The sequence below is a fragment of the Azospirillum sp. NS33 genome, assembly GCF_059703765.1.
Window position 1 is genome coordinate 63,319 of record NZ_BAAKJB010000012.1, and the last position, 19,788, is coordinate 83,106.

A 19,788-nucleotide genomic window follows, 5' to 3' on the forward strand; every position below is an offset into this window, starting at 1 on the left:
TCCGGCCGCCCCGGCACCCCGGGGCGGGCAGCGGGCGGCGCCAGGTCAGGCATCGTCCGTGTCCTCCGCGGCGGCGGGAAACAGATGGCCCGCGAGGTTGTCCGGCCGCTCCCGCGCCAGGCAGGCGAGGGTCAGGGCGTCCAGCAGGACGCACGCCTGCCCCGTCAGATCCTCGATCAGGAGGCGCGGGTCATGCCCCCGCAGATCCAGCGAGACGCGCACCCGCGCGAACTCGTTGGCGACGATCCAGCCCCCGGCGCTCGGCGGGCCCTTGCCAGGTGTCTCCGCCACGCCGCTACACCAGGAAGCCCAGGGCTTCGAGCGGTTCGTCGCTGGCCAGCAGGTTGACCTGCTTGCGCACGATGGCCCACGACCCGCCGCTGCGCCGCAGGGTGAACAGGCAGCGCGCCGGGTAGATGGTCTGGCGGTGGCGCGCCAGCTCGGCCAGGACCATGACGCAGGTCGCCTCGACCTCGGCGCCGTCCCCATCGCCGTCGCCGCTCACCACCTCGACGGCCACGTTGGAGACCAGCCGGCTGGTGCGCGAGGCGGGGTCCTGGGCGTAGGCCTGGCCCGAGGCGAGGCGCTTGACCCGCTTGGCCAGGGCCGCCCGGTCGTCGTGGATGATGGAGACGTGGCGGGAGGGGTCGATCGCCTTGCGCCCGGCCGGCACCCAGTAGAGGGCGTCCTCGGCGAACAGGGCCAGCCACTCCTCGTTGCGGCCCTCGTCGAGCAGGCGGGCCTCGGCGAAGAGGAAGGCTTCGACGTCGCGGTGGAGGTCGCTCATGGTCTCACTCCGCCGCCATCGCAGGCACCGCGGCGTCGGTCATCCACCGCCTCCAGTTCTGGTACATGCCGCGGTGCTGGGTCTCGTCGGACATGCCGCCGGTGACGTAGCCGCCGCGCATTTCCTCGCGGTTCAGGCCGCGCGAGAAGACCAGCCAGTCCACCGCGTTGCTGGCCAGCCCCTGCTGGGTGCGCTCGAAGATGTCGAGGTCGTCGGCGAAGAAGGTGCCGGCGGAGCCGAACTCGAACTCCTGGTCGCGCATGCGCTGCAGGTTCACCGCCTCGTCGCCGCCCTCCAGCTTGACCACGGAGGTGATGATCTCGGTGCGGTCGACGGCGATCGGCCGCACCGTGCGGATCTGGCTGCGCAACACGATCAGGTTGGGGAAGATCACCAGGTTGAAGCCGCCCGACAGGCTCGCGTCCACCGGCATCGGGCCCCAGTCGGAGTGGTCGGTGACGCCGTGGCCGTCCATGGCGATGACCGCGCCACGGCCCTGCCGGTAGATCTTCATGGCCTCCGGCGAGGCGGCGCTGGCGTGCAGGGCCCCCACATGATAGGGGTCGACGCCGTTCTCGAGCTGGTACTTCCAGTTCCCGTTGTAGGCGCATTTCTGATAGCCGTCGAAGACGCCGATCCGCCCCGTCGGCGACACCGCGACGAAGGCGTCGAGGAAGCGTGTCACGCCGCCCAGATGGGCCTCCAGGTCCGGTCCCTCGGCGGCCAGGCTGCCGAAGACGAAGCCCTGGTAGCTGGCGACCCGCGCCACCCGGCGCAGGCCGAGGTCCTCCTTGCGGAAGTCGGGGCCATAGCCCTGGGGCATCGGCACGGCGACGAGGTCGCCGCCGTTGTTGTAGGTCCAGGCGTGGTAGGGGCAGCGGAAGAACTTCGCGTTGCCGGTCTCGTTGCGGCAGACCACCGGGCCGCGGTGGCGGCAGCGGTTGATCAGCGCGGTGATCCGGCCGTCCTCCAGCCGGGTCACGATCACCGGATGGCGGCCGATGGTCGCCGTCTTGTAGTCGCCGGGCTGCTTGATCTCGCTCTCGTGGGCGAGGAAGACCCAGGTGCGGCCGAAGATGCGCTCCATTTCCAGCTCGAAGATGGCCGGATCGGTGTAGACCAGCCGGTGCACGGCGTCCGGCCGGATCAGGTCCTCGATGGGCGGGATCATGAATGTCGGTCCTCTTGCGGAAAACCTTGGGGGACGACGGCGTCGACCAGGGCGCGCACGTCGGGCAGCGTGTCCAGCCGGCCGGCGAGGTCGACGCACCGCGCGATGCGGTCGTCGCCCAGCCCGCCGAGGGCGGCGTTGCTGCGGAACTTGTCGGCCACCGCCGCGAAGGGCAGCGGGCGGGCCGGATGGCCGGGCGGCACGGCGACGCGGGCGCCGAGGCGCCGGCCGTCGGTGGTGACGATCTCCACCACGCCGGGCTCCAGCCCGCCATGGACGTTGAGCGCCGGGTCATGGCGGTGGACGACGCGGGCCGCCATCGCCAGTGCGGCGGGCTGGGCGCGGCCCAGGGCGGTCATGTCCTCCAGCGCCACCGCGCCGTTGACCAGCGCCTTGGCGACCAGGAAGGGGATGCTGTTCATGGCCGCCGAGGCGGTGGCCGGCGCCCGGCGCTCGGCCGCCGGCTCGCACATCGCCCGGCCCCAGCCGCCGACCCCCAGCACCACCCGCTCCACGTCGCCGGGACCCAGGCGATGGTCCTGGAGGATCGACAGGGCCGCCTCGACGAAGGCGTGGGCGACCAGGGTGCCGGGCATGCTCTTCAGGCAGCGCTCGCCGCTGCGGAAGCGGCTGCCCAGCCCCCCGGTCAGCGCCTCCGCGTCGAAGCGGCCGCCGTAGAAGGCGGCGAACAGCCCGGCCTCCCCGGCCAGCGGCTCGCCCAGGGCCGGCACCCCGTGGCGGGCCATCAGCGCGGCCTGCACGCCGCCTTGGTTGCTGAAGCCGGCGTAGAGGCACTTGCCGACGCTGCGGGTGGCGTGAACCACCATCTCCTCGGTGCCGGTCGCCTGCATCATCGCCAGGCCGAGCGCGTTGCGCATGCCCGCGGCGTCGAGGCCCAGCACGCGCCCGGCGGCCACCGCCGCGGCAAAATAGCCGAACACCTGGGTGGCCAGCATGACCGGGAACCGCGTGCCGTCGAAGGTTGGGGCGATGGCGGCGGCAAGGCGCGCCTGCACCTCGCTGCCGGCGACCACGGCGGCCAGCAGGGTGCGGCCGTCCACCGGCCGCGGCGCCGCCTCGGCGACCGCCAGCGCCGCCGGCACGACGCAGACCGACACATGGACCTGGGGAAACTCGATGATGTCGTCGTAGTCCAGGGCGCGGGCGTGCAGGGTGTTGGCGAACGCCGCTCCGGCGGTGTCGATCCCCTGCCCGGTCGCCCACAGCCGGGCGCGCGGCCGGCCGCTCTCGGCCAGCGCGTAGGCCACCGCCTCGCGGAAGCCCTCGCCCACCGCGGCACCCGCCAGGGCGACGCCGATGGTGTCGAGGATGGCGTGGCGCGCCTGCTCCGCCACCGCCGGCGGCAGGTCCTCGCCGCGCAGCCCGGCGGCGAAGCCGGCCAAGCGTTCCGTCACCTGATCCAAGGGAGCCGTCATCGTCGTTCCACGTCGTCGTGCATCGTCGGAAAGGGTAGCGGGCCGGTGGCGGGGCGAAAGAAGGTTCACCCCCCGCAGGGGTTCAGGAAATCCGAACCCACCCGCCGGTCAGAGGTCGAGGACCAGCCGCCGGCCCAGGCACCGGGAAACGCAGAGCATCATGCGGTCGTTGGCCTGGTGCTCCTCCGGGCTGAGGAAGAGATCGCGGTGGTCGGGCTCGCCGTCCAGCACGCGGGTGAGGCAGCTCCCGCACACCCCCTGCTCGCAGGAGAGCGGCAGCACCATGCCGGCGTCCTCCAGCACCTCGGCGATGCCGCGCCCGGCCGGGATCAGGTGGACCTCGCCGGTGCTGGCGATCTCCACCTCGAAGTCGTGGCCGCCGTCGGGCACCCGGTCCGCCGCCTCGAAGTACTCCCGGTGCAACGCGCCATCGGCCCAGCCGAGGGCACGGGCGGTCGACAGCACGTGCTCCATGAACCCCGTCGGGCCGCAGACGTAGAGGTGGCGGCCGGGCGCCGGGGCCCCGATCGCGTCCGAGCAGACCAGGCGCTGCGCCTCGGGCCCGTCGTCGAGATGAATGTGGACGTGGCCGGCGAAGGGGGCCTCGGCGAGGCGGCCGCGGAAGGCGAGGCGCGCCTCGGTGCGGGCGCAGCAGTGCAGGTCGAAGGACCGGCCCAGCGCGTGCAGGCGCTCCGCCATGCAGATCAGCGGCGTCGCGCCGATGCCGCCGGCGAGAAGCAGGCTGTGGTCCGCGCCCTCGTCAAGGGGGAAGAGGTTGCGCGGCTCGGAGATGACAAGGTGGCTGCCGACATGGATGCGCTCGTGGAACAGGGACGAACCGCCGCGCGACGGCTCGGCCCGCAGCACGGCGATCTGGTAGCGGCCATGCTCGTCCGGCGGGTTGCACAGCGAGTATTGGCGGACGACCCCGCCCGGCAGATGGACCTCGACGTGCGAGCCCGGCGCGAACGGCGGCAGGGCGCCGCCACCCGCACGCACCAGGTCGAACAGGCAGATGTTCTCGGCCTCGTCGACCCGCTTGGCGACCACGACGTCGATCATCTCGGCACGGCCCTCGCAATCCGGTCCTCCGCCTCCGCGACGGTCTGGACGACCATCACGTTTTACGGCGCGCCGGGCCCGGCCCTCGTTCAGAAATGCTGACCCAAGGCCCGGATTTTCCGTATTGGCGCGGGCCACGGCCTCTGCCTAGGCTTGCGCCACGATCGCCGGAAACCGGCACACCCACCACCGGGAGCCTGCCCATGGAAGCCACCTGGTACCCGCTGACGGCCAGCGACCGTCTGCGCCGGGGCGCCATCCTGCCGACCGCCCTGCTGGGCGAGCGCGTGGTGGTGTGGCGCACCGGCAGCGGTGCCGCCAAGGCGTGGCGCGACCGCTGCCCGCACCGGGGCATGCGCCTGTCCTACGGCGCCGTGCAGAACGAGACGATCCTCTGCCCCTACCACGGCTGGACCTTCGACACCGCCGGCCAGTGCGTGGCGATCCCCGCCCACCCCGGCCTCAAGCCGGCGCGCGGCGCCCGGGTCAGGGCCTTCGGCGTCGCCGAGGCCCACGGCCTGGTGTGGGGCTGCCTGGAGCCGGCCGAGGGCTCCGCCCCGGCCTGGCCATTCGACGGCGCCGTGGCGCTCGCCCCGCTGCGCGCCATGCACCTGCCGCTGCCGCTGGCCGCCGCCGCCGCCGCGCTGCCCGCCGCCCTGGCCGGCGACGGGGACCGGGACGGGGACCGGGACGGGGACCGGGACGGGGACGGGGCCGCCGGCAGCGTGGCGGCGATGACGCGGGACGGCCTCACCCTGGTTCCGGTCGCCGCGGACGGCGCGGAGGGCGCCGTCCTCCTGCAGCCGATGGACGCGGGGTCCTGCATGGCCCACCTCGTCGCCCCCGGCTCCCTGGGGGATGGCGCGCGGCTCTCCCTGGTGCGCCGCCTTGCCGCCGCCCGGCGCCGGCTTCCGGCCGCCGTGGCCACCCCGCCCCTGGCCAGGCCGGTGCCCGCCGGCGCGGCCGCCTGACCCCATCCCGTCGCCCGAGAGGCCGCCATGCCCAAGACCACCGATCCCGTCGCGCTGAACGACTGGTACGCCGTCGGCTATGCCGCCGACATCGCACCGGGGGCGCCGCGCCGAACCCGGCTGCTGGGACAACCCGTCGAGGTCTTCCGGTCGGCCGACGGCACGCTCGCCGGCGAGGAACGGCCGGACGACGGCGGCGCCCCGACGCCGCTGCCGCACCTGACGGAACGCTACGGCTTCGCCTGGGCGTCGCTGGGCGACGCCCCGCGCGCGATGGTGGAGGTGCCCGAGCTGGAGGCCCCGGACGGGCGCCGCTTCCTCCACCGCGGGCGCATCCGCGTGCCGGTCTCGGCGCCGCGCATCGTCGAGAACTTCTTCGACCTGTCCCACTTCTCCTTCGTCCACACCGGCACGCTGGGCGGCTACGCCAGCGCCGAGGTGCCGACCTACGAGGTGGCGTTCCGCAACGACGGGCGCGAGATGTGGGCCCTGGGCTGCAGCTTCGTCCAGCCCAGGGCCTCGGCGGCGGCCGCCGGCGGGGCGCAGACCATCTACTACGATTACCGCGTGCCCAACGCCTTCAGCGCCATCATCTACAAGGACAGCCTGGTGCGGCGCGGCAGCAAGGACCTGATCGGGCTGTTCATCCAGCCGGAGACCGAGGAGCTGTCCACCGTCCACTCCTTCGCGCTGCTGTTCGACGAGACCAACAGCGACACCGGCATCCTGCACTTCTACCACGAGATCTTCGCCCAGGACCGGGCGATCATGATCCACCAATGGCCCAAGACCCTTCCCGTCGGCGCGACAGCCGAGGTGCCGACGCTGTCCGACGCCAATTCCGTCGCCTTCCGGCGCTGGGTCGACCGGTCGGGCCTGGCCTATTGCGTCCATCGCGCCGCCTGAGGACCCGCCATGATCCTGCACGACTACATCCTGTCCGACGACTGCTACAAGGTGCGCCTGTTCCTCGGCCTCCTCGGGCTGGAGTGCACGCTGGCGCGGGTCGACGTGCACCCCGGGCGGGAGCATGAGGGCGCCGCCTTCAAGGCCGCGGTGAACCCCACCGGCCGCCTGCCGGTGCTGACCGACGGCGCGGAGCGGGTCGAGGAGGTGCCGGCGATCCTCACCTATCTGGCGCTGCGCCACGACGCCGGGCGGCGCTGGCTGCCGGCCGGGCCGGCGGCGGCGGCGCGCGTCGCCCGCTGGCTCGCCTTCGCCCACCGCGACCTGGCGCCGCTGTCGGCGCTGCGGCTCGCCCTGTTCACCGACGACACCCTGCCCACCGACCATGACCGCGACCGCGCTCTGGCCGGCGAGGCCCTGGCCGTCCTCGACGACCACCTGGCCGAGCGGGAGATCGCCGGCGAGGACTGGCTCGCCGGGCCGCAGGCGACGATCGCCGACATCGCCGCCTTCGGCACCGTGGCGCTCGCTCCCGACGCCGGCTTCGCGCTGGAACACACGCCCGCCATCTGGCGCTGGGTGGAGCGGATGCGCCACCAGCCCGGCTTCGTCGTCATTCCCGGGGTCTTCCCGGTCATTCCCGACCTGGCGGCGTGACGCGCCGGCGCAGGCCGGCGGCAGGGGCCCGTCACCGCACCAGGAAAGGCAGCACCGCGGCGGCGAAGCCGGCGGGGTTGTCCTCGGCCACCATGTGGCCGGCGGCCGGCACCTCGACCGCCCGGCCGTCGCTGAGGGCGGCGACCATCTCGGCGACCATCGCCGGGGTCAGCAGATCGGACAGCGCGCCGCGCACCAGCAGGGTCGGACAGGCGATGCGCCGCAGGGCCGCCCAGGTGCGCGCCGCCGGATCGGGTGTCAGGCGCGGGTCGAAGATGGCACGGTCGAGGCGCCAGGCGAGCCGCCCGTCGGGCGTCCCGGTCAGCATCCACGTGACACGGGTGTCGATCGCCGCCTCCGGCGCCAGGGGGTGCAGGCGGCGCAGGAAGGCGCGGGCGGCGGCCCGGTCGGCGAAGGACGCCGGCGTCTCGCCCAGTTCGCGGCGCAGGCGCGCCAGCCCTTCGGGCGCGAGCACGGGCGAACTCTCCGCGATCACCAGCCGCTCGACCCGGTCGGGGTGCGCGGCGGCGTAGTTGACCGCGTTGGTGCCACCCATGGAGTGGCCGAGCAGCGCAAAGCGCGCGAGACCCAGGGCGTCGACCAGCCGGGCCAGATCCTCCACATAGGCGTCGGTGGCGTAGTGCCCGTCCGGCGCCCACCCGGAGCCGCCGCGCCCCCGCTGGTCCAGCGCGATCACCCGGCGGCGCGGCGCCAGGGCGGCGGCGCAGGGGTCGAACCAGTGGGCGAAGGCGCGCAGGCCGTGGAGCATGACCACGGCGGGCGCGCCGGCGTCCCCCCATTCGACGTAGCGCAGGCGGACCGGGCCCTCGACGAAACCGTCCCGGACATCCGGCGAGCCGAGGCTCATGGTCGCGGCCTCCCGGCTCAGGGAAAACGGACGGGGGTGCGGGCATAGCCCGCCTTGAGCTCGACCTCGTAGCCGTCGGGGTCGCGGATGTAGACCGAGGTGCCGAACCCGCGCGCGCCGTAGACCTCCATGGGGCCCATGCTGGGCGCGATGCCGGCGGCGGCCAGGGCGGCCACGACCGCGTCGATGTCGCCGTCGAGGTTGAGGCAGAGGTGGTCGATGCCCCGCGCGCCCGGCGCCGCAAGCCCCGTCTCGCCCGCCGGAACGATGTCGATGAGGTTGGCGCCGCAGCGCAGCTGGCGCAGGCCGATCGACTCGTAGATGCGCTCCAGCGTCAGGCCGAGAACCCCGGTGTAGAAGGCGACGGTGCGGTCGGGGTCGCTGACCCGCAGGACGACGTGGTCGATGCCGGTCAGGCGGCCGGGTAGGACGGGCATGGCATGGTTCCTTGGGATGGCAGGGGGGGGGCCGTCAGTCGTCCGCCTTGGGCACGCTCCAGGGGAACAGGAGGCGCTCCGTCAGCGTCACCGCGTAGTAGAGCGCCAGCGAGAGCGCCACGAGCACGAGCAGCGCGGCGAAGGCCTGGGGCACCCGGAACAGCGCGGTGGAGGTGATGAGCAGGTAGCCCAGGCCGGAGTCGGACGCGACGAACTCGGCGATCACCGCACCGACCATGGCCAGCGTCACCGACACGCGCATGGCGCCGAAGATGAACGGCACCGCGTAGGGGAGGCGGATGTGCAGGTAGCGCCGGTGCCTGCCGGCGTTGAGCGACTGGGAGAGCTCCAGCAGCTCCGGCGGCGTCGCGCGCAGCCCGGCCGCCGTGCCGACCACCAGGGGGAAGAAGGTGATCAGCACCGTGATCACCAGCCGCGACAGGCTGCCGGCCCCCAGCGCGACGATGATGATGGGCGCCACGGCGGCCACCGGCGTGGACTGCACGACCACCAGCAGCGGCACCACGGACCGCGACAGCAGCGGGCTCTCCACCAGCAGGATGGCGAGCGGAAGGCTGATGGCCATGGAGATCGCGAAGCCCGAGAGCACGATGGCCAGCGTCGCGCCGATGCTCTCCGCCCAGGTCGGCAGGCTGATCGCCAGGGCGGCGTCGGCGACGGCGCTGGGGGCGGGCAGAATGAACTGGGGGATCGCCAGGCCGCGGCAGGCCGCCTCCCAGGCGACGACCACGGCGACGAGGGTGGCGAGCGGGGCGAGGCGGCCGGCGAGAGCGGCCAGGGCGGGGGGGACGCGGACGGCGCGGCGCATGGCGTCACACCTCCCCGGGCCGGGCGAAGACCAGGCGCCGGATGCGGTTGCACACCTCGCTGTAACTGGGGTGTTCGAGAGTGTCGAGGCCGCGCGGCGGCCCGAACGGCACGTCGACGACGCTGTGGACCCGCCCGGGGCGGGCCGACATGACGACGATGCGGTCGGCCAGCAGCACCGCTTCGGGAATCGAATGGGTGACGAAGACCACGGTCTTGGGCCGCTTGCCCAGCATCCGCAGCAGTTCCAGGGACAGTTCGTCCCGGGTCAGGGAGTCCAGCGCCGAGAAGGGTTCGTCCATCAGCAGGATGTCGGGATCGTGCAGCAGCGAGCGGGCGATGGCGGCGCGCTGCTGCATGCCGCCGGACAGCTCGCTCGGGCGGTGGCGGGCGAACTCGGCCAGCCCGACCGTCTCCAGCAGCGTGCGGGCGCGCGCGAGGGAGTCCGGGTCGACCCGGCCGAAGCGGTGGCGGACGGGGAAGGTGACGTTGTCGAGAACGTTCAGCCACGGCAGCAGCGTCGGCTTCTGGAAGACGATGCCGATGTCCTCGCGCGGGCGGCTCACCGGCAGGCCGAAGACCTCCACGCTGCCGCGGGTCGGCGGGACCAGCCCGGCGATCATCCGCAGCAGGGTCGACTTGCCACACCCCGACGGCCCGATCAACGCGACGAACTCGTGGAGCGCGATGCTCAGCGACACATCGGTGAGCGCCGTCACCGTTCTGCCGCCCGCGCTGACGAAATCCTTGCCGGCGGCGACCGCGACCACCGCGGGCCGCGCCGTCTGCGGGCGCACGCCGACGGCGGACGCATGTTCGAGGGGCAGTTCGATCGGCGTGTCCTGATGCATCCGGGCATCCACTGCCAAGGGTCGATGGAGCGATCCTCATCGTAGAGGCCGGCGCGCGGCCCCCGCCAATCAGGAATAGCCGGCCGTTGGTTCAGATTTTCCGAGCCCGCGGCCCGGCCGGCGCGCCGCCGCGGTGCGGCGGCTGCGTCAAAAAAACGGAACCAATCGCCGGGGCAATCCTTGTTACCGCCCCCCGTCCCCCCGCTTAGCCTTTCCCGACGTTTGGGCACCGGCGCGGCGCGCCACGCCATCAACCTCGGAGGCCATCATGATGGGACTGCGTTGCAAGGCTCTGTTGCTTGCCGGCGCGATGTGTGTGAGCGCGGCCACCGCCCGGGCGGCGGAGAAGGTGACCTTCGTGCTCGACTGGTTCCCCGCCGCCTACATCGGCTTCGTCCATGTCGGCAAGGCCAAGGGGTTCTTCGCCGACGAAGGGCTTGACGTGGACATCGAGCTGGGGCGCGGCGGCGCCGACGCCCTGGCCCGGGTCGCCAGCGGAAACGCCCACTTCACCGCATCCAGCATGGGCTCGATCCTCAACGCCGCCGTCGGCTCCGCGGTACCGGCCAAGGTGGTGATGTCGGTCTACACCAAGGCGCCCGACGCCATCATCACCTACGAGGGCAGCGGCATCGACTCCATCGCCGACCTGAAGGGCCGCACGCTGGCCAGCGGCACCTATTCCGGGTCCAACGCCGCCTGGCCGGTGATCGCCAAGCGCAACGGCATCGCCGCCGAGGAGGTCACCCTGCAGAAGGTGGACTTCAACGCCCTCGGGCCGATGCTGGCGACCGGGCGGGTGGACGCCATCATCGGCTGGGTGACCACCAAGCCGATCAACGGCGCCCTTCTGAAGGAAGCCGGCAAGACCATCAAGGTCCTGCCCTGGTCGGATTTCGGCATGGCCGGCTACAACTGGTCGCTGATGGCCTCGGACAGGATCATCGCCGAGAAGCCGGAGGTCGTCGCCAAGTTCACCCGCGCCTTCGAAAGGTCGGTCCAGTATTTCATCGCCAGCCCCGAGCAGGCCGGCCGCGACATGCACGAGGTGGTGCCGGACACCATGGTCGACATCAACATCGCGGAGATCGAGGCGATGCTGCCGCTGGTCAGCAACGAGATCACCAAGCGGGACGGCTTCGGCACGCTGACGCCGGAGCTGGTCAAGGCGTCGTGGGAGATGATCGCCGAATCCCAGGGCTATGCCCTGGACAAGCTGGACCCGGAGACGGTGATCGACCGCTCCTTCGTGCCTGAGTGACGGGATCCGCTGGCGCCCGGCCTGGGTCTCCCGGCCGGGCCGCCGGTTCGCCGCCGGCTGAGGGCGGCTGAGGGCGGCTGAGGGCGACGGCCGGCCGCGCCACGCCTTTCCGCGCCGCCATGCCTTGATTGTGCCACCTTGCGCTCCCTACCTTACCCCCAGTGCTGCGGCGTTCCGCAGCGGCCGGTCGAGAGGCGAGATGACAGGGTTCGGGATGAAGTCCGCCATGGCGGCGGCATGGCTGGGCGTCGTTCTGACCGGCGCCCCGGTGGCGGCGCAGGACGCGCCGGCGCCGGCGACGGCGGCGGCGGCGGTGGAGTCGGCCGACGGGGTCACCAAGGCCTGGGCGATCGCCGAGTTCGGCCAGCCCCTGTACGGCCCGGACATGGCCCACTGGCCCTACGCCAACCCCGACGCGCCCAAGGGCGGCACGATCACCCTGGGCGCCTTCGGCAGCTACGACAGCCTGAACACCCTGGTCGAACGCGGCTCCTGGCCGGCCGGCATCGGCCTGACCACCGACGGGCTGACCACCGGCTCCGGCGACGAACTGTCCTCGGCCTACGGGCTGATCGCCCGGAGCATCGAGTATCCCGCCGACAAGAGCTGGATCCGCTTCCATCTCCGGCCCGAGGCGCGCTGGCACGACGGCACGCCCATCACCGCCGGGGATTTCGTCTACGCCTTCGACTTCGTGCGCCGGGAGGGGCGGCTGTTCCTGCGCTCCTTCTTCGACGACATCGAATCGTGCGAGGCGCCGGAGCCCCAGGTGCTGACCTGCACCATGCGCACCCGCGACACCATGAAGCCGCTGATGGCCGCCGCCGGGCTGTGGCCGATGCCGCGCCACTGGTGGCAGGCGGAAGGGCGCGACCCCACCAAGACGACGCTGGAGCCGCCGCTGGGCTCCGGCGCCTACCGGATCAAGGCGGTGGACCCCGGCCGCTCCATCACCTACGAGCGGGTGAAGGACTACTGGGCCGCCGATCTTCCGGTGAACCGGGGCCTCAACAACTTCGACGAGATCCGTTACGACTACTACCGCGACGACAACGTACAGTTCGAGGCGCTGATGGCCGGGCGGACCGACTTCCGCGAGGAGAACCGGGCGCAGCGCTGGGCCACCGGCTACGAGACCGACGCGGTGAAGCAGGGCCGGCTGGTCCGCACCGAGGTGCCGGACAACGCCCCCCACGGCATGCTGGGCTATGTGTTCAACACCCGCCGGCCGCTGTTCCAGGACATCCGGGTGCGCCAGGCGCTCAACTGGCTCTATGATTTCGAGACCATCCAGCGCCAGCTGCTCTACGGCCAGTACAAGCGCATCAAGAGCTGGTTCCCCAACTCCGAATACGGCGCCAGCGGGCCGCCGACGGCGGAGGAGAAGGCGGTGCTGGAGCCCTTCAAGGACAAGGTCCGGCCGGAGGTGCTGACCGAGGCTTTCGAGCCGCCGGCCACCGACGGCAGCGGGCGGTCGCGGGAGAACCTGCGCAAGGCCTACGCCCTGTTCAAGGAGGCGGGGTGGGAGCACAAGGACGGCCGGCTGGTCAACACCGCCACCGGCCAGCCCTTCGCCTTCGAGATCCTGCTCTACGATCCCGGCATAGTGCGGGTGGTCGAGCCCTACGTGACGGTGCTCAAGCGCGCCGGGGTCGAGGCGTCGATCCGCGTCGTCGACAGCGCCCAGTACAAGGTGCGCACCGACGAGTATGATTTCGACGTGGTCAGCCTGGGCCTCACCTTCTTCCCGCCGCCGGGGCCGGAGCTGCGCTCCTACTTCTCCAGCGTGGTGGCCGACGTGCCCGGGCAGGGCAACTTCGCCGGCATCCGCGACGGTGTGGTCGACGCCCTGTTGGAAACCATCGTCACGGGCACCGACCTGCCCACCATCCAGGCCACCACCCGGGCCATGGACCGCGTTCTGCTGTCGGGCTGGTACGTGATCCCGACCTGGTACAACGACGTCTCGCGCCTCGCCTACTGGGACCGCTTCGACCACCCGGAGACGATGGCGAAATACTCCCACGGCTTCCCCACCACCTGGTGGCTCGACACCGCCAAGGACCAGGCGCTGCGCAAGGCCCCGTAAGCGCCCCCGCCCCCGCAGGAACAGGACACCCGCGCCGATGCTGGCCTACATCATCCGCCGCCTGCTGCTGATCGTGCCGACCCTGATCGGCATCATGGTGATCAACTTCCTGATCGTGCAGATCGCCCCGGGCGGACCGATCGAGCAGATCATCGCCCGCATGCAGGGCACCGCCGTGGAGGCCACCGCGCGCATCGGCGGCAGCGGCGGCGGCGACGCCGCCCAGGGGGCCGGCGCCCAGGCGGCCGGCGGCGACGCCACCAGCCGCTACCGCGGGGCCCAGGGGCTCGACCCCGAGTTCATCCAGCAGCTCGAGCGCGAGTTCGGCTTCGACAAGCCGCTGCACGAGCGCTTCCTGCACATGATGGGCAACTACCTGGTCTTCGATTTCGGCACCTCCTACTTCCGCGACCGCCAGGTCATGGACCTGGTCCTGGAGAAGATGCCGGTGTCGGTGTCGCTGGGGCTGTGGACCACCTTGATCGTCTACCTCGTGTCGATCCCCCTGGGCATCGCCAAGGCCACCCGGGACGGCACGCCCTTCGACGTCTGGACCTCGGGCGTCGTCATCGTCGGCTACGCCATCCCCTCCTTCCTGTTCGCGGTGCTGCTGATCGTGGTGTTCTCCGGCGGCCGCTACCTCGACTGGTTCCCCTTGCGCGGCCTGGTGTCCGACAACTGGGCGCTGCTGCCGTGGTGGCAGCAGATCCTCGACTATTTCTGGCACCTCGCCCTGCCGGTGACCGCCCTGGTGATCGGCGGCTTCGCCAGCCTGACCATGCTGACCAAGAACTCGTTCCTGGAGGAGGTCAACAAGCAGTACGTGGTCACCGCCCGCGCCAAGGGCCTGGCGGAGCACCGCGTCCTCTACGGCCACATCTTCCGCAACGCCATGCTGATCGTCATCGCCGGCTTCCCCGGCGCCTTCATCGGCATCCTGTTCACCGGCTCGCTGCTGATCGAGGTGATCTTCTCCCTCGACGGGCTCGGCCTGCTGGGCTTCGAGGCGGCGATCAACCGGGACTACCCGGTGATGTTCGGCACCCTCTACTTCTTCACCCTGCTGGGGCTGCTGATGAACCTGCTGGGCGACATCATGTACGTGGTGGTCGACCCCCGCATCGACTTCGAAGCGCGGAAGGTGTGAGATGGCCGCAGCCCGCTTCCTCGGCATGCCGATCACCCCGCTGACCCAGCGCCGCCTGCACAATTTCCGCGCCAACCGCCGCGGCTACTGGTCCTTCTGGATCTTCATGGTCATCTTCGTGGTGACCCTGTTCGCCGAGTTCATCGCCAACGACCGCCCGCTGCTGGTCGTCTACGACGGCGCCTACTACTCCCCGGTGACCGAGGATTATCCGGAGACCACCTTCGGCGGGGAGTTCGAGACCAACGCCGACTACCGCGACCCCTACGTCCAGGACCTGATCAACGAGAAGGGCTGGATGGTGTGGCCGCCGGTCCCCTTCGGCTACCGCACCATCAACTACGGGCTGGAGGTGCCGGCCCCGGCCCCGCCATCGGCGGAGAACTGGCTGGGCACCGACGACCAGGGCCGCGACGTGGTGGCGCGCCTGATCTACGGCTTCCGCATCTCGGTTCTGTTCGGGCTGACCTTGACCATCCTGTCCTCGATCGTCGGCGTGGCGGCGGGCGCCGTGCAGGGCTATTTCGGCGGCCTGACCGACCTGCTGTTCCAGCGCTTCATCGAGATCTGGTCGGGGCTGCCCACCCTGTTCCTGCTGATCATCCTGTCCAGCGTCGTCACCCCGAACTTCTGGTGGCTGCTGGGCCTGCTGCTGCTGTTCTCCTGGATGTCCCTGGTCGGCGTGGTCCGGGCGGAGTTCCTGCGGGCGCGCAACTTCGACTATGTCCGCGCCGCCCGGGCGCTGGGGGCCGGCGACACCGTCATCATGGTGCGCCACGTCCTGCCCAACGCCATGGTGGCGACGCTGACCTTCCTGCCGTTCATCCTGAACGCCTCGATCACCACCCTGACGGCGCTGGACTTCCTGGGCTTCGGCCTGCCCCCGGGCTCGCCGTCCCTGGGCGAGCTGCTGGCCCAGGGCAAGGCCAACCTGCAGGCGCCGTGGCTCGGCCTCACCGCCTTCTTCGTGCTGGCGATCATGCTGAGCCTGCTGATCTTCATCGGCGAGGCGGTGCGCGACGCCTTCGACCCGCGCAAGACCATCGGCGCCCTCGCCACCGGCCCCGCCGCCGCCGACGCCACGGTCGGCGCGGCCGGAGCGGCCAAGGCGGCGGAATGACGCGGCGGAACAACCCAAAGGTGCTCCCGGCCATGCCCGAACTCCTGTCCGTCCGCGACCTGTCGGTCGACTTCCGCTCCACCGGGGGGGCGATGCACGCGGTGCGCGGCGTCTCCTTCGACATCGCCAAGGGGGAAACCCTGGCGCTGGTCGGCGAATCCGGCTCCGGCAAGTCGGTGACGGCGCTGTCTATCCTGCAGCTCCTGCCCTACCCGGTGGCGCATCACCCCACCGGCTCCATCCGCTTCCTCGACGAGGAGCTGATGGGGGCGGAGGAGAAGACGCTGCGCCGCGTGCGCGGCGACCGCATCGCCATGATCTTCCAGGAGCCGATGACCTCGCTCAACCCGCTCCACACCATCGAGCGGCAGGTGAACGAGACGCTGTTCCTGCACAAGGGGCTGGACCGCACCGCGGCGCGCCGGCGCACCCTGGAGCTGCTGGCCCTGGTCGGCATCCCGGAGCCGGAGAAGCGCCTGGGCGCCTACCCCCACGAGCTGTCGGGCGGGCAGCGCCAGCGGGTGATGATCGCCATGGCGCTGGCCAACGAGCCCGACCTGCTGATCGCCGACGAGCCGACGACGGCGCTGGACGTCACCATCCAGGCGCAGATCCTGGAGCTGCTGAAGGACCTGCAGCGGCGCTTCGGCATGGCGCTGCTGCTGATCACCCACGACCTGGGCGTGGTGCGCAAGATGGCCGACCGGGTCTGCGTGATGAACCAGGGCGAGATCGTCGAGCCGGCGGCGGCCCCCGACCTCTTCCTGCGGCCCCAGCACGCCTACACCCGCAAGCTGCTGGCCGCCGAGCCCAAGGGCGACCCGCTGGAGCCGCCGGCCGACGCGCCGGAGGTGATGACGGCGCGCGACATCAAGGTCCACTTCCCGATCAAGAAGGGCGTGCTGCGGCGCACGGTCGACCACATCCGCGCCGTCGACGGGGTGACGGTGACGGTGCGCGAGGGCCACACCGTCGGCGTGGTCGGCGAGTCCGGATCGGGCAAGACCACCCTCGGCCTGGCGCTGCTGCGCCTGCAGTCCAGCGAGGGCGCCATCCTCTTCAACGGGCAGGACATCCAGGGCCGCCAGGCGCGATCCCTGCGCCCGCTGCGCCGCGAGATGCAGGTGGTGTTCCAGGACCCCTACGGCTCCTTGAGCCCGCGCATGTCGGTCGGGCAGATCATCGGCGAGGGGCTGAAGATCCACCGCATCGGCACCGCGGCCGAGCGCGACGCCATGGTCGCCACCGCGCTGGAGGAGGTCGGGCTGCCGCCCGAAGCGCGCAACCGCTACCCCCACGAGTTCTCCGGCGGGCAGCGCCAGCGCATCGCCATCGCCCGGGCGCTGGTGCTGAAGCCCCGCTTCGTCGTGCTGGACGAGCCGACCAGCGCGCTGGACATGTCGGTGCAGGCGCAGATCGTCGACCTGCTGCGCGACCTCCAGTCCCGCCACAACCTCGCCTATCTCTTCATCAGCCACGACCTGCGGGTGGTGCGCGCCCTGTCCAGCCACGTCCTGGTGATGAAGGACGGCAAGGTGGTGGAGCAGGGGCCGACCCGGCGCATCTTCGAGCAGCCGCAGCAGGCCTACACCCGCGCCCTGCTGGCCGCCGCCCTGAACCTGGAGGCGGTCAAGGGGGACGCGGTGCGGATGTGACGGGCGCCCGGCGGCGACGGCGCCCTTGACGCCGGTGCCCGGTGGGGCCGACAGTTCCAGGACCCACGGCGCAAGCAGGAGATCGCCGCGCGATGGAGTACGGTATCGACGTTCAGGAGCAGGAGGCGGTGGTTCGGCTGCGCGGCCGCCTGACCTTCAACGACCACGCCACGCTGCGTGCCTTGATCCGCGAAATGCTGCAGAACGTGGCCAAGCGCCAGGTGCTCGACCTGAAGGGGCTGGAGTTCGTCGATTCCGCCGGCATCGGCATGCTGCTGATCGCCCGCGAGGAAATGGTGAACGTCGACAAGCAGCTGGTCCTGCGCGCGGCGACCGGGCAGGTGCGCCGGGTGCTGACCGTGGCGCAGCTGGACAAGATCGTCGTCATTGAGGAGTAGGGTCCGACGGTGACCGCCCCCCGCTTCGAGGCGCTTTGCGGAATCGGCGTGCCGGCCGAGCGGACGCGGCGCCTGTCGCGGCGGCTGGGCCTGCCATGGCCGCCCGACGGCACCACCCCCGGGGTGCCCCAGGGGACGCCCCGGGCGGCGGTGGCCGGGACGCCGGCCGCGGACGGGCGCGCGGCGGCGCTGCTGGACGCCCGCCACGACGGCGCGACGGCCACGGAGCCGGCGGTGTGGCACCGGCCGGTCGCCGCCTGGGTGGACATCGGCGCCCTGCCCGACGACGCGGTCGCGACCGTGCTGGAGGAGGCCGCCGCCTGCGACCTCTACGCCAGCTTCACCACCGCCGCCGCCAACCGGGTGCCCCTGGCCGCGCGCATGGTCGCCGCCGTCGCCGAGCGCCGCCCCCTGTCCGAGGCCGGGCGCGACGGCATGGAGCTGGCTCTGCACGAGGCCATCGCCAACGCCGTGGTGCACGGCAACCTGGAGGTCGGCACCATGGAGGGCTGCAGCGCGGCCGCCCTGGAGCGCTATTCCGCCGAGCTGGCGCGCCGCCTGGCCGACCCCGCCCTGGCCGAACGCCGGGTGGTCGTGCGCTGCTGGCTGGAGCCGCAGGCGGTGGTCGCCGAGGTCGCCGACGAGGGAACCGGCTACGCCGCCGCCGACGGCGCCGGCCTCCACGCCCCCCGATCCGAGGCCCCCCGATCCGAGGGCGCCCGGCCCGAGAGGACCCCCAGCGACGGCCAGTCCGCCAGCGGCCGCGGGCTGGCCATGATCGCCGCCGTCGTCCAGTCCTACGAGGTCCTGGACATGGGGCGGCGCATCCGCATGCGGTTCGCCTCATGAGCGGCGCCGCGGCGACGGCCGGGACGGCGGACCATGCGGAACGGCCGCCGGTCCAGGGCTGCCACATCCTGGTGGTCGACGACACCGACATGAACCGCTCGGTGATCGGGGCCGTGCTGTCCACCGCGGGCTTCCACGACATCGCCTTCGCCAACGACGGCTTCGAGGCGCTGGAGCGGGTCGCCGCACGCCTGCCGGACCTCATGCTGCTGGACCTCATGATGCCGGGGATGGACGGCTTCGAGGTGTGCCAGCGGCTGCGCGCCGACCCCGCATACGCCGACCTGCCGGTGCTGGTGCAGACCGCCCTGTCCGGCAGCGACGACCGCAACCGGGCGTTCGCCGTCGGCGCCACCGACCTGATCTGCAAGCCGCTGGACCGGGCCGAGCTGGTCGCCCGCGTGCGCATCCACCTGGAGAACCGGCTGCTGATCCGCGACCTGCGCGCCTACCGCGCCCGGGTCGAGGGGGAGCTGGCGACGGCCCGCGCGCTCTACGACCACCTGCTGCCCTCGGCCGAGGCGCGGGCGGCGCTGGGCGCCGTCTCGGGCGTGGCGGTGCGCGCCGACACCGTGCTCTCGACCGACCTCGGCGGCGGCATCTGGGGCATCCTGCCCGTCGACGGCCGCCGCTTCGGCGTCTATCTCCTGGACATGGAGGGGCGGGGCGTCGGCGCCGCGCTGAACGCCTTCGGCCTCCACAGCGCGATCCAGGAGCTCTCCGGCCAGGCGGCGGAGCCCGCCGCGTTCCTCGACGCCCTCAACGCCCGCGCCACGGAGCTGCTGGAGCGGGGCGAGCGGGCGGCGGTGCTCTGCGGCGTCGTCGACCCCGCCGCCGGCCTGTTCCGCTACGCCGCCGCCGCCGCCGCGGCACCGCGGCTGTGGAGCCGGGACGGCGGGAGCGTGATCGCCGACGGCCCGCCGGACCCGGCCATCGGCGCCGCCCCGGACACCCGGTACACCGAGCACGCCCTGCCCTGGCCCGCCGCGGCCGCGCTGGTGCTGCGCTCGTGCACCGGCCGGGCCGGGGCGGGCGCGAGGGCCGGCGGCGCCTGGGATGCCGGGGACGCCGGCAGCGGGACCGCCGGGGGTGGGGACGGTTCGCCGCTGGAGGCGGTGGTGGAGCGGGCGCTGGCGGCGCCGGAGGCGGCCGGCGACCGTTTCGCGGGGCTGGCGCAGGCCGTGCGCGACGCCCTGGCCGAGGGCGTCGCCCGCCGCGACCACACCCTGGTGTGGCTCGATCGGACAGGCTGAGAATGCGCACCGACCCGGCATCGGTCGCGGCGGCGACGGGGA

The 19,788-nt window shown here is 72.3% G+C and carries 20 protein-coding genes; 11 read left to right on the forward strand and 9 right to left on the reverse strand.

Annotated features, from left to right (window positions below):
- Positions 1-45 precede the first annotated feature (45 nt).
- The 5 genes from AC6H2I_RS12610 to AC6H2I_RS12630 all read right to left on the reverse strand — a co-directional run bounded on the left by AC6H2I_RS12610 (position 46) and on the right by AC6H2I_RS12630 (position 4,456).
- On the reverse strand, positions 46-291 hold the full coding sequence (locus AC6H2I_RS12610) for a hypothetical protein (RefSeq protein WP_497500989.1): 246 nt from the start codon (positions 289-291) through the stop codon (positions 46-48).
- Between the two features lie 4 nt (positions 292-295).
- Positions 296-787 (reverse strand): aromatic-ring-hydroxylating dioxygenase subunit beta, encoded by a 492-nt coding sequence (locus AC6H2I_RS12615; protein WP_497500990.1) that lies wholly within the window; start codon positions 785-787, stop codon positions 296-298.
- Between the two features lie 4 nt (positions 788-791).
- On the reverse strand, positions 792-1,958 hold the full coding sequence (locus AC6H2I_RS12620) for an aromatic ring-hydroxylating oxygenase subunit alpha (protein ID WP_497500991.1): 1,167 nt from the start codon (positions 1,956-1,958) through the stop codon (positions 792-794).
- Positions 1,955-3,394 carry an MmgE/PrpD family protein gene (locus AC6H2I_RS12625; RefSeq protein ID WP_497500992.1) on the reverse strand — a complete coding sequence of 480 codons (1,440 nt, stop codon included), beginning with the start codon at positions 3,392-3,394 and terminating at the stop codon, positions 1,955-1,957. The genes AC6H2I_RS12620 and AC6H2I_RS12625 overlap by 4 nt, the downstream gene beginning before the upstream one ends.
- Before the next feature lie 108 nt (positions 3,395-3,502).
- On the reverse strand, positions 3,503-4,456 hold the full coding sequence (locus AC6H2I_RS12630; protein ID WP_497500993.1) for a PDR/VanB family oxidoreductase: 954 nt from the start codon (positions 4,454-4,456) through the stop codon (positions 3,503-3,505).
- A gap of 203 nt (positions 4,457-4,659) precedes the next feature.
- Here AC6H2I_RS12630 and AC6H2I_RS12635 point away from each other — a divergent pair, with 203 nt between their 5' ends.
- The 3 genes from AC6H2I_RS12635 to AC6H2I_RS12645 are packed head-to-tail and all read left to right on the forward strand — an operon-like array spanning position 4,660 to position 6,990.
- Positions 4,660-5,427 carry a Rieske 2Fe-2S domain-containing protein gene (locus AC6H2I_RS12635; RefSeq protein WP_497500994.1) on the forward strand — a complete coding sequence of 256 codons (768 nt, stop codon included), beginning with the start codon at positions 4,660-4,662 and terminating at the stop codon, positions 5,425-5,427.
- Between the two features lie 27 nt (positions 5,428-5,454).
- Positions 5,455-6,333, forward strand: coding sequence for a hypothetical protein (locus AC6H2I_RS12640; protein WP_497500995.1), 879 nt, complete (start codon positions 5,455-5,457; stop codon positions 6,331-6,333).
- Positions 6,334-6,342: 9 nt separating this feature from the next.
- A complete protein-coding gene (locus AC6H2I_RS12645; protein ID WP_497500996.1) occupies positions 6,343-6,990 on the forward strand; it encodes a glutathione S-transferase family protein in 648 nt (215 codons plus the stop codon).
- Between the two features lie 31 nt (positions 6,991-7,021).
- Here AC6H2I_RS12645 and AC6H2I_RS12650 read toward each other — a convergent pair whose 3' ends face one another.
- Genes AC6H2I_RS12650 through AC6H2I_RS12665 form a run of 4 tightly spaced genes read right to left on the reverse strand, consistent with a single transcriptional unit; the run spans position 7,022 to position 9,974 of the window.
- Positions 7,022-7,858, reverse strand: a complete 837-nt coding sequence (locus AC6H2I_RS12650; protein WP_497500997.1) for an alpha/beta fold hydrolase — start codon at positions 7,856-7,858, stop codon at positions 7,022-7,024.
- A 17-nt stretch (positions 7,859-7,875) separates the two neighbouring features.
- Entirely contained in the window at positions 7,876-8,295 is a 420-nt protein-coding gene (locus AC6H2I_RS12655) for a VOC family protein (RefSeq protein WP_497500998.1), read from the reverse strand.
- 34 nt (positions 8,296-8,329) lie between these two features.
- The gene (locus AC6H2I_RS12660; protein WP_497501000.1) at positions 8,330-9,124 is read right to left on the reverse strand and encodes an ABC transporter permease; all 795 of its coding nucleotides are present in this window, start codon (positions 9,122-9,124) and stop codon (positions 8,330-8,332) included.
- 4 nt (positions 9,125-9,128) lie between these two features.
- Entirely contained in the window at positions 9,129-9,974 is an 846-nt protein-coding gene (locus tag AC6H2I_RS12665; protein ID WP_497501001.1) for an ABC transporter ATP-binding protein, read from the reverse strand.
- 268 nt (positions 9,975-10,242) lie between these two features.
- Between AC6H2I_RS12665 and AC6H2I_RS12670 the strand changes: the two genes are divergently transcribed.
- From AC6H2I_RS12670 to AC6H2I_RS12705, 8 genes are all read left to right on the forward strand, one after another.
- Entirely contained in the window at positions 10,243-11,235 is a 993-nt protein-coding gene (locus AC6H2I_RS12670) for an ABC transporter substrate-binding protein (RefSeq protein ID WP_497501002.1), read from the forward strand.
- A gap of 199 nt (positions 11,236-11,434) precedes the next feature.
- The gene (locus AC6H2I_RS12675; RefSeq protein ID WP_497501003.1) at positions 11,435-13,324 is read left to right on the forward strand and encodes an extracellular solute-binding protein; all 1,890 of its coding nucleotides are present in this window, start codon (positions 11,435-11,437) and stop codon (positions 13,322-13,324) included.
- A gap of 37 nt (positions 13,325-13,361) precedes the next feature.
- Complete coding sequence (locus tag AC6H2I_RS12680) at positions 13,362-14,471, forward strand: microcin C ABC transporter permease YejB (protein WP_497501004.1); 1,110 nt, start codon at positions 13,362-13,364, stop codon at positions 14,469-14,471.
- Between the two features lies 1 nt (position 14,472).
- Positions 14,473-15,591, forward strand: coding sequence for an ABC transporter permease (locus AC6H2I_RS12685; RefSeq protein WP_497501005.1), 1,119 nt, complete (start codon positions 14,473-14,475; stop codon positions 15,589-15,591).
- A 32-nt stretch (positions 15,592-15,623) separates the two neighbouring features.
- Positions 15,624-17,246, forward strand: a complete 1,623-nt coding sequence (locus AC6H2I_RS12690; protein ID WP_497501006.1) for an ABC transporter ATP-binding protein — start codon at positions 15,624-15,626, stop codon at positions 17,244-17,246.
- A gap of 92 nt (positions 17,247-17,338) precedes the next feature.
- A complete protein-coding gene (locus tag AC6H2I_RS12695; protein ID WP_497501007.1) occupies positions 17,339-17,644 on the forward strand; it encodes an STAS domain-containing protein in 306 nt (101 codons plus the stop codon).
- Between the two features lie 9 nt (positions 17,645-17,653).
- On the forward strand, positions 17,654-18,493 hold the full coding sequence (locus AC6H2I_RS12700; RefSeq protein ID WP_497501008.1) for an ATP-binding protein: 840 nt from the start codon (positions 17,654-17,656) through the stop codon (positions 18,491-18,493).
- Entirely contained in the window at positions 18,490-19,746 is a 1,257-nt protein-coding gene (locus tag AC6H2I_RS12705; protein WP_497501009.1) for a response regulator, read from the forward strand. The genes AC6H2I_RS12700 and AC6H2I_RS12705 overlap by 4 nt, the downstream gene beginning before the upstream one ends.
- Positions 19,747-19,788: the final 42 nt, after the last annotated feature.